Annotated in this window: 12 protein-coding genes; 4 read left to right on the top strand and 8 right to left on the bottom strand. The window is 65.6% G+C overall.

The window, feature by feature from the left end:
• Nucleotides 1–22: 22 nt before the first annotated feature.
• Nucleotides 23–2,326, top strand: a complete 2,304-nt coding sequence (locus tag DB708_RS13870) for a molybdopterin guanine dinucleotide-containing S/N-oxide reductase (RefSeq protein WP_108922680.1) — start codon at nt 23–25, stop codon at nt 2,324–2,326.
• On the opposite strand, the gene DB708_RS13875 is transcribed toward DB708_RS13870, so the two are convergent.
• The 6 genes from DB708_RS13875 to tkt all read right to left on the bottom strand — a co-directional run bounded on the left by DB708_RS13875 (nt 2,323) and on the right by tkt (nt 9,244).
• Nucleotides 2,323–2,721, bottom strand: a complete 399-nt coding sequence (locus tag DB708_RS13875) for an ATPase (protein ID WP_108924208.1) — start codon at nt 2,719–2,721, stop codon at nt 2,323–2,325. The two genes, DB708_RS13870 and DB708_RS13875, sit on opposite strands and share 4 nt — an antisense overlap.
• Before the next feature lie 86 nt (nt 2,722–2,807).
• A complete protein-coding gene (gene pgl, locus DB708_RS13880) occupies nt 2,808–3,557 on the bottom strand; it encodes a 6-phosphogluconolactonase (protein WP_108922682.1) in 750 nt (249 codons plus the stop codon).
• The gene (gene opcA / locus DB708_RS13885) at nt 3,554–4,465 is read right to left on the bottom strand and encodes a glucose-6-phosphate dehydrogenase assembly protein OpcA (protein ID WP_108924210.1); all 912 of its coding nucleotides are present in this window, start codon (nt 4,463–4,465) and stop codon (nt 3,554–3,556) included. Before opcA ends, pgl begins: the two co-directional genes overlap by 4 nt.
• On the bottom strand, nt 4,462–6,021 hold the full coding sequence (gene zwf / locus DB708_RS13890) for a glucose-6-phosphate dehydrogenase (RefSeq protein ID WP_108922684.1): 1,560 nt from the start codon (nt 6,019–6,021) through the stop codon (nt 4,462–4,464). Before zwf ends, opcA begins: the two co-directional genes overlap by 4 nt.
• Nucleotides 6,018–7,139: a transaldolase gene (gene tal, locus DB708_RS13895; RefSeq protein ID WP_108922686.1), complete on the bottom strand. Its 1,122-nt coding sequence runs from the start codon at nt 7,137–7,139 to the stop codon at nt 6,018–6,020. Before tal ends, zwf begins: the two co-directional genes overlap by 4 nt.
• Nucleotides 7,140–7,153: 14 nt before the next feature.
• Complete coding sequence (tkt, locus tag DB708_RS13900; protein WP_108922688.1) at nt 7,154–9,244, bottom strand: transketolase; 2,091 nt, start codon at nt 9,242–9,244, stop codon at nt 7,154–7,156.
• Nucleotides 9,245–9,510: 266 nt separating this feature from the next.
• Here tkt and DB708_RS13905 point away from each other — a divergent pair, with 266 nt between their 5' ends.
• Nucleotides 9,511–10,425, top strand: a complete 915-nt coding sequence (locus DB708_RS13905) for a heme o synthase (RefSeq protein ID WP_108922690.1) — start codon at nt 9,511–9,513, stop codon at nt 10,423–10,425.
• A 137-nt stretch (nt 10,426–10,562) separates the two neighbouring features.
• Nucleotides 10,563–10,952 carry a hypothetical protein gene (locus tag DB708_RS13910; protein WP_108922692.1) on the top strand — a complete coding sequence of 130 codons (390 nt, stop codon included), beginning with the start codon at nt 10,563–10,565 and terminating at the stop codon, nt 10,950–10,952.
• A 16-nt stretch (nt 10,953–10,968) separates the two neighbouring features.
• Here the strand turns inward: DB708_RS13910 and DB708_RS13915 are convergent, their stop codons facing one another.
• A complete protein-coding gene (locus DB708_RS13915) occupies nt 10,969–11,946 on the bottom strand; it encodes a quinone oxidoreductase family protein (protein WP_108922694.1) in 978 nt (325 codons plus the stop codon).
• A gap of 19 nt (nt 11,947–11,965) precedes the next feature.
• Here DB708_RS13915 and DB708_RS13920 point away from each other — a divergent pair, with 19 nt between their 5' ends.
• On the top strand, nt 11,966–12,793 hold the full coding sequence (locus DB708_RS13920) for a hypothetical protein (RefSeq protein WP_108922696.1): 828 nt from the start codon (nt 11,966–11,968) through the stop codon (nt 12,791–12,793).
• Here the strand turns inward: DB708_RS13920 and DB708_RS13925 are convergent.
• Entirely contained in the window at nt 12,743–13,717 is a 975-nt protein-coding gene (locus DB708_RS13925) for a COX15/CtaA family protein (protein WP_409347597.1), read from the bottom strand. The genes DB708_RS13920 and DB708_RS13925 overlap by 51 nt on opposite strands.
• Nucleotides 13,718–13,745: the final 28 nt, after the last annotated feature.

Consider the following 13,745-nt stretch of genomic DNA (forward strand, 5'->3'; position numbering starts at 1 on the left):
GGCGGCGGGTATTCTGGCGCAGATGTCGCCCACTCACACATCGGTAACGCACTGGGGGGTATTCACCGCGCAGGTGCGTGATGGGGATATCACGTCGGTGAGTGCGCCGAGCGATGACACGAATCCGTCTCAGTTGCTGCAGAACTTGCCGGGTGCGGTGCGGCACCGCAGCCGCATCCTCAACCCAGCCGTGCGGCGCGGGTGTTTGGAAAACGGTCCTGGACCCAGTTCGGCGCGCGGGACCGAGGAGTTCGTCGAGATCAGCTGGGACGAATTGATCGACCTGGTGGCCGCCGAGCTGCGCCGCGTGGTCGACCGCTATGGCAACGAGGCGATTTACGGCAGCTCTTACGGCTGGGCCAGCGCCGGGCGGTTTCACCATGCGCAGAGTCAGACACATCGTTTTCTGAATATGTTGGGCGGCTACACCGCATCCCGACACAGCTACAGCGCCGGCGCATCCGAAGTCATCTTCCCCCATGTCTTCGGCTCAAACCTGTTTGATGCCATGGCAAGCAGCACCACCTGGGATGTCATCGTCGACCACACCGAGCTATTAGTGGCGTTCGGCGGGTTGCCGCTGAAGAACTCCGCGGTGATGCCCGGTGGTGCCGCCGCGCATCCAGACCGTGACTACGTCACCCGATACCGGGCCGGCGGCGGCCGGTTGGTGTCGATCAGCCCGCTGCGCGACGACATCACCGCGATCGCCGGCTCACTCGATGATGGCTGCCAGTGGATCGCACCTGTGCCGGGCACGGATGTGGCGATCATGTTGGGTCTGGCGTATGTGCTGGCCACTGAATCGCTGGCCGATCGCGTCTTCCTCGACACCTACTGCGTGGGCTACGAACGCTTCGAGCGCTATCTGCTGGGCAGCGAGGACGGGACGCCTAAGACACCCGAATGGGCCGCAGCCCTGTCCGGGATCGATGCAGATGGCCTGCGGAATCTCGCCCGTCGGATGGCGGCCGGCCGGACTCTGATCACCACCAGCTTGTCTTTGCAACGGGCCGAACACGGCGAGCAGACCGTGTGGATGGGTGCCACCCTGGCGGCGATGCTGGGCCAGATCGGGCTTCCGGGTGGGGGATACGGTCACGGTTACAGCGCTAACGGCGTCGGTAACCCGCCGCTGGCGTGTAGCCTGCCGACATTCGCGCAGGGCAGCAACCCTGTGTCGGCCTATATCCCGGTGGCGGCGATCACTGAGCTGCTGTGCCGGCCGGGTGAACAGCTGGCTTACAACGGCAAACTACTCGATCTGCCGCATATCAAATGCGTCTATTGGGCTGGCGGCAACCCTTTTCACCACCACCAGAATTTGCCCCGATTTCGCCGGGCACTCGCCGGGGTGGACACGATTGTGGTGCATGAACAGTTCTGGACTGCAATGGCTAAACACGCTGACATCGTGATACCCACCACCACCAGTTTCGAACGTGACGACTTTGCGGGGAGTAAGACCGCTGCCATGCTGACCGCGATGCCAGCGATGGTGCCGAGGTACGCCAATGCCCGCGATGACTACGACACTTTTTCCATGCTGGCCCAGCGGTTGGGATTCGGCGAGCGATTCACAGAGGGCCGCAGTGCACGTCAGTGGCTGGAACATAGCTACGAAAAGTGGTCGGCGGAGCTGGATTTCGCGGTGCCGTCATTTGACGATTTCTGGCGTGCCGGCCAGCTTCGGCTGCCGACGAGGACTGGCCTCACGTGGCTTGCCGATTTTCGTGCTGACCCGATCGCCCATCGGTTGGGTACTCCGAGCGGGGGCATCGAGATCTTTTCGGACACGATCGACGGGTTCGGCCTGTCGGATTGTGTCGGCCACCCCGCCTGGTACGAACCGACGGAGTGGCTAGGCGGTCCGCGCGCCGCGCAGTATCCGTTGCACATGATCGCCAACCAGCCGAAGACTCGCCTGCACAGCCAGCTCGATCACGGTGCTGCCAGCATTGCGTCAAAAATTCAGGGGAGAGAACCAATCCGGATTCACCCGGATGATGCCGCGGCGCGGGGGCTCAGCGACGGCGACATCGCACGGGTATTCAACGATCGCGGCGCTTGCCTGGCGGGTGTCGTGGTCGATGACAGCGTGCGACCGCAAGTGGTGCAGCTATCCACCGGGGCATGGTTCGACCCCGCCGACCCAAGCGATCCGGCATCGATGTGCGTGCACGGTAACCCCAATGCGCTGAGCAACGACTGCGGCACGTCGTCGTTGGCACACGGCAGCACGGGTCAACATGTACTCGTTGAGATGGAGAAGTTCACCGGTGAACTTCCGCCGCTGCGCGCACACGAGCCACCGATTCTGATTTAGCCAGTCGTCCGGTTCCGCAGCCGGTCCATCACACCGCGTACCGCGTGTTCGGTCACCGCTAACGGTGACATGACCGTCTCGCCGATGCTCACGATGTAGTCGATGCGCTTGACGATCGCCTCCACCGGCTCGACCAACGAGATGAGGCGTTTGGCGAGCTCGTCGAGGCTTTCCATGGTTCCCTCCAGGTGATCCAGGCCGCCGTCCAAGCGCTCGACCGTGCCGTTCAACCGGGTCAGGGAACTGCTCAGCTCGTTCATGGTCTTGCCGAGTCCGTCGAGGACGTCCTCGACCTGCTCGACCGTCTTATCGGCGTTCAAAGCCGCCTGAGTGAGGGTCTTGATCCGATTTCGCTCGGGCCCGTTGCGCACCGTTCGGTCTGCCATAACGCTAATTATGACCGGGACACAACCGGGCAAAACTTCGAAACATCGATTTGAATCTGCGCAGGCGTCGGTGCTGCGGTGGCTGGCGGGGCGGTCTAGCCCGGGGCGGGAAGCTTGGCGGCGGCGTCGGAGTCGAGCAGCCACAGCGTCGTTTCGAGCCCGACGGCCCCCGCGGCCGGTATCGCGACCGGCTGGGCGCCGCCGATGGCAGCGGCGGCCGCATCGCCCTTGGCTGACCCGGAGACCATCAGCCACACCTCGCGGGAGCGGCGGATCGCCGGAATCGTCAGGGTGATTCGTTGCGGCGGCGGCTTGGGGGAGTCGTCGACCGACACCACCATCCGGGTGCTCTCACGCACCGCCGCGGTGTCGGGGAACAGCGAATTGATGTGCCCCTCGGGGCCCATGCCCAGCAGGTGCACATCGAAGTTCGGGACCTGCTCGCCGGCTTCGGCGTTGGCCGCCAGCAGTTGTTCGTAGGCCAGCGCCGCGGCGGCGAGGTCGGTGCCGAATTCGCCGTCGCTGGCGGCCATCGGGTGCACGTTGCTCGACGGGATGTCGATGTGATCGAGCAGAGCCTCGCGCGCCTGCTTCTCGTTGCGCTCGTCGTCGTCCTCGGGAACGTAGCGTTCGTCGCCCCAGAAGAGGTGAACCCTCGACCAGTCGATCTGGTCGGCATGAGCGCGCAGATGCTTCAGCAACCCGGTCCCGTTGCCGCCGCCGGTCAGCACGATCAGGGCGCGCCCCCGCGCCGTCACCGCGGCCCTGATGGTGTCGACCAGCCGGCCGCCCGCCGCCTCGACCAGGGTTTGGCTGTCCGGAAAGATCTCAACGACTGTACTCACGCGTATTGCACCTTATCGATTCCTTCCAGCGCGCTGAAGTAGACCTCGTCGGGGTCCAAGCGGCGCATGTCTTCGGCCAGGCATTCGCGGGTTTCTCTGCGCGCCAACGGAACCAGAGCATCCGGGCGCCCGGTCCGGCTCAGGGTCGCGGTCGCGCCCTCCTGCGGCCTGCTCAAAGTGATGGTTTCGGTTTTACGTACCAGTTCGACCTTCAGCTCGCCGACCTCGCGGCGCACCGGCCCGTCGATCCGGCTGGCCAACCAGCCAGCCAGGACGTCGAGCGAGGGCTCGGTGCGCAGACCGGAAACCAGCGCGGATTCGATTTTCTCGTGCGGCTTCTGGTCGACCGCGGAGGTGAGCAACGCCCGCCAGTAGGTGATCCGCGCCCAGGCCAGGTCGGTGTCCCCGGCGGTGTATCCGGGAAGCCTGCTCTTGATCACCGACAGCGGGTCGTCGGTGTTGGTCGCATCGGTGATCCGGCGAATCGCCAACTTGCCCAACGGGTCTTGGGCGGGCACCGCGGGAGCGATATCGGGCCACCACACCACGACCGGAATGTCGGGAAGCAGGAACGGAATGACGACGCTGGCCGAGTGCCCGGACAGAGGGCCGGACAGCCGTAGCACCACCACCTCCCCGGCGCCGGCATCGCCGCCGACCCGAACCTGTGCATCCAGGCGGGCATCGCGACCATCGGTGTCGCCGGCCGCCACGACGAGGACCCGGCTGGGGTGTTCGTGGCTGGCTGCATTGGCGGCCTCGATGGCCTCCTCGAGCAGGGTGTCGTTGTCGGACTTGATGATCAGCGTTCCAACGCGGCCCATCATCACCACGCCGGCCTGTTCACGAAGCTTGTCGAGCTTCTTGTTGACCGCGGTGGTGGTGGTGTCGAGCAGATCGACTATCACGGCCGCCGCCATTCCCGGTCGGTTCGGCGCAACATCTCATCCGCCGAAGCCGGCCCCCAGGTACCCGACTCATACGCGTCGGGCTTACCGTTCGATGCCCAATGGTCGAGGACGGGATCGAGTATCTGCCAAGCCAATTCGACCTCCTCGTTCACCGGGAACAGCGACGGCTCGCCCAGCAGCACGTCTAGGATCAGCCGTTCATACGCCTCGGGGGAGTCTTCGGCGAACGCCGAGCCGTAGGAGAAGTCCATGTTGACATCGCGGACCTCCATCGCGCCCGGGACCTTGGATCCGAACCGCAGCGTGATGCCCTCGTCGGGCTGCACCCGGATTACCAGGGCGTTGGTGCCGAGTTCGTCGGTCATGGTGGCGTCGAACGGCAGATGCGGGGCGCGTTTGAAGACCAGCGCGATCTCGGTCACCCTGCGGCCCAGGCGTTTCCCGGTGCGCAGGTAGAACGGCACCCCGGCCCAGCGACGGGTGTCCACCTCGAGCGTGATCGCCGCGAAGGTCTCGGTGGTGGAGTCCTTTGAGAAACCTTCCTCGTCAAGCAGTCCCACCACCTGCTCGCCGCCCTGCCAGCCGGCCGCGTATTGGCCGCGGCTGGTGGTCGCCTCGATCGGCTGGGCGAGTTGGGTGGCCGACAGCACTTTGATCTTCTCGGCCTGCAAAGCGTGCGCATTGAAGCTAACCGGTTCTTCCATCGCGGTGAGCGCCAGCAGCTGCATCAGGTGGTTCTGGATGACATCACGGGCCGCGCCGATGCCGTCGTAGTAGCCGGCCCGCCCGCCCAAGCCGATGTCCTCGGCCATCGTGATCTGCACGTGGTCGACGTAGTGCGCGTTCCAGATCGGGTCCCACAGCTGATTGGCGAAGCGCAGCGCCAAGATGTTCTGCACCGTCTCCTTGCCCAGATAGTGGTCGATGCGGAACACCGACTCCTCTGGGAACACCGAGTTCACCACGTGGTTGAGGTCGCACGCGCTTTTCAGGTCGTGGCCGAACGGCTTTTCGATGACGACCCGGCTCCACCTGTCCTCAATTGGTCGGGCCAGACCGGAGGAGTGCAGTTTTTCGCATACCACCGGAAACGACTTCGGTGGGATCGCCAGGTAGAAGGCGATCGCCAGGTAGAAGGCATGATTGCCGCCGATGCCGCGCTCGGCGTCAAGCTTGTCGAGGGTCTCGGCCAGCCGCGCAAACGCGGCGTCATCATCGAAAGCACCCTGCACGAACCGCAGTCCTTCGGCCAGCCGATCCCAAATGGCCTGCCGAAACGGGGTGCGGCAGTGCTGTTTGACGTCGTCGTGGATTACCTGGGCGAAGGCGTCGTGATCCCAGTCGCGGCGGCCGAAGCCGACCAGCGAGAAGGTCGGCGGCAGCAGGCCACGATTGGCCAGGTCGTAGACGGCCGGCACCACCTTTTTGTGCGCCAGGTCGCCGGTGACGCCGAAAAGCACCATGGCACAAGGCCCGGCGATTCTGGGCAGTCGCTTATCGTCCTTGTCTCGCAAGGGATTACACCATTGCGAGCCATCAGCGCTCTGCGTCATTTGTTGGTGGAGCTCAGCTGTTTCTGTGTCTCGTCCAGCAGCTCGGTCCAGGATTCGACGAACTTCTCCACGCCTTCGTTCTCCAGGACCACGAACACGTCGGTGACATCGATCCCGACCGCCGAGAGCTTGTCGAACACGCCCTGGGCCTCGTCGGCGGTGCCGCGAATCGTGTCACCCGTGACGTCACCGTGGTCGGCGACGGCGTCAATCGTCTTCTCCGGCATGGTGTTCACGGTGTTGGCGGCGACGAGTTCGGTGACGTAGAGGGTGTCGGAGTAGTCCGGGTTCTTCACCCCGGTCGACGCCCACAGCGGACGCTGCACGCGGGCTCCGTCGGCCTTGAGCGCCTGGTAGCGATCGCCGCTTTCGAAGACCTCCTGGTAGGCCGCGTACGCCAGTCGGGCGTTGGCGACACCGGCCAGGCCGCGCAGGTCCAGTGCCTCGGGCGAACCGATCTTTTCCAGTCGCTTGTCGATCTCGGTGTCCACGCGCGAGACGAAGAACGATGCCACCGAATGAATCTTGGACAGGTCGTGTCCCGCCTCGCGGGCTTTCTCCAGGCCGGCCAGGTAGGCGTCCATCACCTCGCGGTGCCGTTCGACGGAGAAGATCAGCGTGACGTTGACCGAAATCCCTTCCGCCAGAGTGGCGGTGATTGCCGGCAGGCCGGCCTTGGTGGCGGGAATCTTGATCAGCAGGTTCGGCCGGTCCACGATCTTCCACAGCTCGACGGCTTGTGCGGAGGTCTTGTCGGTCTCGCCGGCCAGCCGCGGGTCGACCTCGATGGACACGCGGCCGTCGACTCCGTCCGAGGCTTCCCACTCGCGCTTGAGCACGTCGCATGCGTTGCGGACGTCGTCGGTGGTGATGGTGCGGATGGTGGCGTCGACGTCGGCGCCGCGCTCGGCCAATTCGGCGATCTGGCCGTCATAAGCGTCGCCCTCGGCGAACGCCTTCTGGAAGATGGACGGGTTGGTGGTCACGCCGACCACACTCTTGGTGTCGATCAGCTCCTGCAGGTTGCCGGACTTCAGCCGGTCCCGCGAGAGGTCGTCAAGCCACACGGCCACGCCCGCGGCGGACAGCGCAGCGAGGTTGGGGTTCTGAGTGCTCATGTAATCGCCCTTTCTCAGTTGTCGACTACTTCTTCCGCGGCGGCAGCGACGGCCTCCGCGGTGAAGCCGAACTCGCGGAATAATGTTTTGGCGTCGGCGGATTCGCCGTAGTGCTCGATCGAGACGATCTTCCCGGTGTCGCCGACCAGCTTGTGCCACGGTTGCGCGATGCCGGCCTCGACGGCCACCCGGGCCGAGGCCGACGGCGGCAGCACGCTGTCGCGGTACTCAGCCGGCTGGGACTCGAACCATTCCACGCACGGCATCGACACGACCCGGGCAATAATGTCCTTGTCCGCCAACAGTTTTGTGGCTTCGACCGCAAGCTGGACTTCGGACCCGGTGGCGATCAGGACGACGTCGGGTTCTTCGTCGCCTTCATCGCCCAGCACGTACCCTCCGCGGGCGACGCCTTCGATATTGGTGCCCTCGAGCACCGGCACACCCTGACGGGTCAGGATCAACCCGACCGGGCCGCTGCCATTGCCGCGCGCCAAAATTGTGCGCCAGGCGTAGGCGGTTTCGTTGGCGTCGGCCGGACGTACCACCGACAGCTTCGGGATGGCCCGCAGCGCCGCCAGGTGCTCGATCGGCTGGTGCGTCGGCCCGTCTTCACCCAGGCCGATGGAATCGTGTGTCCACACGTAGATGGTGTCGATGTCCATCAGCGAGGCCAGCCGCACTGCTCCGCGCATGTAATCGGAGAACTGCAGGAAGGTGCCGCCGTATGCGCGGGTCGGCCCGTGCAGCACGATGCCGGACAGGATGGCGCCCATCCCGTGCTCACGGACACCGAAGTGCAGCGTGCGACCGTACCAGTCGGCGGTGTAGTCCTTCGTCGTAATCGACGGCGGGCCAAACGATTTCACGCCATCCATGGTGGTGTTGTTGCTGCCCGCCAGGTCGGCCGAGCCGCCCCACAACTCGGGAAGTTTGGGCCCTACCGCGGACAGCACCTTGCCCGAGGCCGCCCGGGTGGCCAGCTCTTTGGATCCCGGTTCCCAGTGTGGGATGTCGGCATCCCAGCCGTCGGGCAGCTTTTGCGCGATCAGCCGGTCGAGCAGGGCCTTGCGCTCGGGTTCACGCTGGGCCCAGGCGTCGAACTCGGCCTGCCACTTCTCGTGCGCTTCTTTGCCGCGATCCACCAGCTTGCGGGTGTGCGCGATGACGTCGTCGCGGACCTCGAAGGTCTTGTCGGGGTCGAAGTTCAGGATCTTCTTGACGGCCGCGACCTCTTCGTCGCCCAGTGCAGCGCCGTGCGCCTTGCCGGTGTTCATCAACTTCGGGGCCGGGAACCCGATGATGGTGCGCAGCGAAATGAACGACGGCCGGTCCGTGACGGCCTTCGCGTTGGTGATGGCCTCTTCGATTCCGACGACGTTCTCGCCGCCTTCCACCTCCTGCACGTGCCAGCCGTAGGCGCGGTAGCGCGCGGCGGTGTCCTCGCACAGCGCGATGTCGGTGTCATCCTCGATCGAGATCTGGTTGTGGTCGTAGAACACGATGAGGTTGCCCAGTTGCTGGACGGCCGCCAGCGAGGACGCCTCGGAGGTCACGCCCTCCTCGATGTCTCCGTCCGACGCGATCACGTAAATGTGATGATCGAACGGGCTTTCGCCCGGGGCCGCGTCCGGATCGAACAGGCCGCGTTCGTAGCGCGCCGCCATCGCCATCCCGACCGAGGACGCCAGGCCCTGGCCCAGCGGACCCGTGGTGATCTCAACACCCTTGGTGTGCCGGAACTCTGGATGCCCCGGAGTCTTGGAGCCCCAGGTGCGCAGCGACTCGATGTCGGACAGTTCGAGGCCGAACCCGCCCAGGTAGAGCTGCAGGTACAGCGTCAGGCTGCTGTGCCCGGCCGACAGGATGAACCGGTCGCGGCCCAACCAGTGCGGGTCGCTGGGGTCGTGGGTCATCGTGCGCTGGAACAGGGTGTAGGCCAGCGGCGCCAGGCTCATCGCCGTCCCGGGGTGGCCATTGCCGACCTTTTGCACGGCATCGGCGGCCAGCACCCGCACCGTGTCGACGGCAACCGAGTCGAGATCGGTCCAGTCGTCGGGGTGGTGCGGTCGGGTCAGCGTAGAGATCTCTTCGAGAGTGGTCACAGGCGTCAGTCCTTGGGGTGGCCGTAAGTCATAGCGCAGATCAATCCTCACCCTAGTGCGGGAGCGCCAGCGTTTGCAGTGCGGGTTTGCGGGTATTCCTGGCGCCTTTCCGGGACATGACATCCGAGCGTCTCAGAACTTGCGATCACCGCCGCCGCCGGGAAATTCTGTGTGAATAGACCCTGGAGGCTGGCTGCGGCCTCGACCCGGTCTACCATCGTGCGTAGTAGATGCTGCGCCCTGCTGCGACCCCAAGGAGTTATTGCGTGAGCGTTCGCGGGCGCGTCGCGCCGAGCCGGATACGTGGCTCGATGCTGGCTTACCTGGCGCTGACGAAGCCGCGGGTCATTGAACTGCTGCTGGTGACGGCCATCCCCGCGATGCTGTTGGCGCACCGCGGCCAGGTGGACCCGCTGCTGATCCTCAACACGTTGGTCGGCGGGATGCTGGCGGCCGGCGGGGCCAACACGCTGAACTGTGTGGTCGACGCCGACATCGACAAACTGATGAAACGGACCGCGCGCCGGCCATTGGCCCGGGCCGCGGTGCCGACCCGGAATGCCCTGGTGTTGGGGCTGGTGCTCACCGTGGGCTCGTTCTGCTGGCTCTGGCGGACGACCAACCTGTTGTCGGGACTGCTCGCGATCGCCACCATCGCGTTTTACGTGTTCGTCTACACGTTGCTGCTCAAGCGCCGCACCTCGCAGAACGTCGTGTGGGGCGGCGCCGCCGGCTGCATGCCGGTGATGATCGGCTGGTCGGCCGTCACCGGCACCATCGGTTGGCCGGCGTTGGCGATGTTCGCGATCATCTTCTTCTGGACGCCCCCGCACACCTGGGCGCTCGCGATGCGGTACAAGGACGACTACAAATTGGCCGGCGTGCCGATGCTGCCCGCCGTGGCGACCGAGCGTCAGGTCACCAAGCAGATCCTGATCTACACCTGGCTGACCGTGCTGGCCACCATGGTGCTGGCGCTGGCCGCCGGCTGGCTGTACACGGCGGTCGCGGTGGTGGCCGGGGTGTGGTTCCTGGCGATGGCCCATCAGTTGTACGCCGGGGTCCGGGCCGGCGAGCCGGTCAAGCCATTGCGGCTGTTCCTGCAGTCGAACAACTACCTCGCGGTGGTGTTCTGCGCGCTGGCGGTCGACTCGGTGATCGCGTTGCCGACGCTGCTCTGACACCGATATCGCTTTCTCGACATAGGTAGTGCGCTGACGCTTGTGCACTTGCCAGTGACGCACAGCCAATACCCATGCGGTGCAAAGAGCGCAGCCCAATACTGGCTGTCACACCGTGCGGAAAAGGACGCGAGGCCATGGCACACAGGCGCATCGTCAAGAAGTTCATCGCCGCGGCGCTGCTCTCGGGTGGTCTGGCGTTGTCCGATTTCGCCATCGCCCAGGCTCAACGCGGGCCCGTCCCGCTGGATGCGTGGCCCGGCTGTCCCAACGACCACCCTCAGGGACCATGCCACTGGTGCCCGGGGCAACCGTTGCCGCCGACCGGCAATCACGTCACCAACCCGGTTGTTTGGGACAACAACATTTGCCACACCTACGTTTACGTCTACTTCGGGCAGGGCAATGTGGCCCAAAACATTTGGGACGGTGACAATCCGCCGCCCCCTCCGCCGCCGGCGTCGCCGGGCCTAATCAATAGAGACAACTGCCAGCAGATTCTCGGAATCTTCTGCCCGAAGGCCTGACGTGCCTTGAAACCGCTTACGGCAGAAGCACAATCGAGCCGGCGGTCTTGCGGCCCTGCAGGTCCTGGTGCGCGCGTGTCGCTTCGGCCAGCGGATAGCGGCCACCGACTTCGATGTTGATCGCTCCGCTGGCAACCGCCTCGAACAATTCGTCGGCGCGCCAGCTGAACTCCTGGCCGGTACGCATGAAATGGGCCAGCGTAGGGCGGGTCAGGAATACCGAGCCAGCGGCATTGAGTCGCTGTGGATCCACTGGCGGCACGGGCCCGCTGGCGGCGCCGAACAGCGCCAGAGTCCCGCGGACGGCCAGGCTGGCCAGGCTGGCGTCGAACGTGGTGGCGCCGACGCCGTCGTACACCGCAGCCACCCCGACGCCACCGGTGAGCTCGCGAATCTGGAGGCCGAACTGCGCGGCGTCATCAGGGTAGGAGAGCACCTCGTCGGCGCCGGCCTTCTTGGACAGCTTGGCCTTCTCGGGCGTGGACACGGTGGAGATGACCCGGGCGCCGAGCAGGTGTGCCCACTCGGTCAGGATCAGCCCGACGCCGCCGGCGCCGGCATGCACCAGTACCGCGTCACCAGCCTGCACCGGGTACACCGACTTCAGCAGGTAGTGCGCGGTCAGGCCTTTCAGTAGCACTGAGGCCGCCACTTCGGAGCTGACGCCGTCCGGTACTTTTGCGGTCAAATGTTCTGGCGCAGTGGCAAATTCGGCGTATGCACCGGAGGCCGCCGCAGACACCACGCGGTCGCCGACGCTGAACTCTTCGTTGGTCCCTTCACCCACGGCCACCACGGTGCCGCACACCTCGGAGCCGAGGACGAATGGCACTTCGCGGGGGTACTGCCCGGAACGGAAATAGGTATCAATGAAGTTGACGCCGACGGCCTCGGTCTGGATCAGCAGCTCGCCTCGGCCCGGCGTGGGCTGTGCCGTGTCGACGTAGCGCAGGACCTCGGGGCCGCCAGTTTCACTGACTTCGATTGCATGCATGTCGCTATCATGCCCGGGCATGAGGCTTGCCCGACCGGACGTCTTCCATCCCCGCATCGTGCTGGCCGGATGTCCACAGCACCCCGCCGGTGACGGCGACGACGCGGGCTTGGTCGCCGCGCTGCGCCAGCGCGGTCTGCATGCGCGCTGGTTGTCCTGGGATAACCCCGATACGTGCCATGCGGATCTGGTGATCTTGCGTGCCCCGCACGATTACCCCGGGCGGCTCGAGGAGTTCCTCGCGTGGACCGTCGGCATCAAGAAACTGCTGAATGCAGCGAATGTTGTCAATTGGAATCTCGACCGGCGTTATCTGCACGACCTGGCAGCGCGCGGGGTGCCGACGGTGCCGGGGGAGATCGTCGCGCCGGACCGACGGGTTCGGTTGCCGGCTTCCGGTCAGGTGTTCATTGGTCCGGCCGTCGGCACGGGCACTCGCTTGTGCGCCGATCGGTCAGCGGCGGTCGCGTATGCCGCGCAATTGCACGACGCCGGGCGCAGTGTGCTGGTGCAGCCCGCGCCGGGGCCCGAGACGGTGCTGGTCTTTCTCGGGGGCAAGCCCTCGCATGCGTTTCCCTCCGAGCCCGATTTCGAACTCTGGGATGTCGGCGCCGCCACACTGGCCGCGGCGGCGGCCGAGACGGGCATCGAGGTAAGCGAATTGCTTTATGCGCGAGTGCATTTGAGTGGTTCTCAGCTGCTGGAGCTGCAGCTGGTCGATCCGTCGCTGGACTGGCGGCGACTCGATGCCGGGGCTCGAGACCTGGCCCAGCGCAAGTTCGCGCTCGCGGTGGAGTCAGCCTGCGAGCGGCTCGGGCTTGGCCCGTTCTCGCATCGACGCCCATAGCGCAGCGGTCGCGGCTGTGCAGGCCGCGGCGCCGGCGACGTGCACGGCAACCAGGGCCGCGGGAACGCCGGTGAAGTACTGCGTGGTGCCGACGGCGGCTTGCGTGCACACCAGGGCCAGCAGCACGCCCAGTCGCAGCATGATCGCCCGCGTCGCGCCGACGGCCAGCAGCCCGAAGCCCAGCCCGACCAACAGCGCGAGATAGGCGACCAGCAGCGACGAATGAATGTGCACCAGCGTGGTGATCTCGATCTGCAGCCGCGGCACCGTGCGACTTGGGCTGCGGTCGCCCGCGTGCGGGCCGGCAGCGGTCACCAGCGTGCCGGTGACCAGCAGCACGGCCAGGTTCATCGCAGTCAGCGCGGTGAGCAGCCGCAGCGGCTTGGCCACCCGCTCGTGCACCACCCCGTCATCCGGCTCGCCGATCTTGACGTACAGCAGCACCGACAGCCACACCATCGTCATCGACACCAGCAGGTGAATCGCCACCGTCCACCACAGCAGCCCGGTGCGCACCGTGATGCCACCGATCACTGCCTGCACCACCGTCGACACCGGCATCAGCCACGCGTACGTCAGCACCTCGGCCCGCCGGCGGGCCCGGTACACCGCCAGCACGGCAAGCGCGGCGGTGACCACCACTGCGAGGCTGAAGATCCGGTTGCCGAATTCGACGGCCTGATGAACTCGCGGTACTTCGGCGACAGCGACCGGGACAAAACTGCCCGGGAAACACTGCGGCCAGGTGGGACAACCCAGGCCAGAAGCCGTGACGCGGACGATCGAGCCGGTGACGGCGATACCGCCCTGGGATCCGATCACGGTGGCGGCGATGATCCGCTGGACGCGCTGGCTGGGGTCAGGGAGCAGGTCCACCAACCGCAACAGCACTCGTCCGACAGCCACCGCCCGATCGTAGGCCAATGAAAACTACGGCCTGTAGTACGGACCG

The sequence above is a fragment of the Mycobacterium montefiorense genome (genome assembly GCF_003112775.1).
In the GTDB taxonomy this organism is placed as follows: Bacteria; Actinomycetota; Actinomycetes; order Mycobacteriales; family Mycobacteriaceae; genus Mycobacterium; species Mycobacterium montefiorense.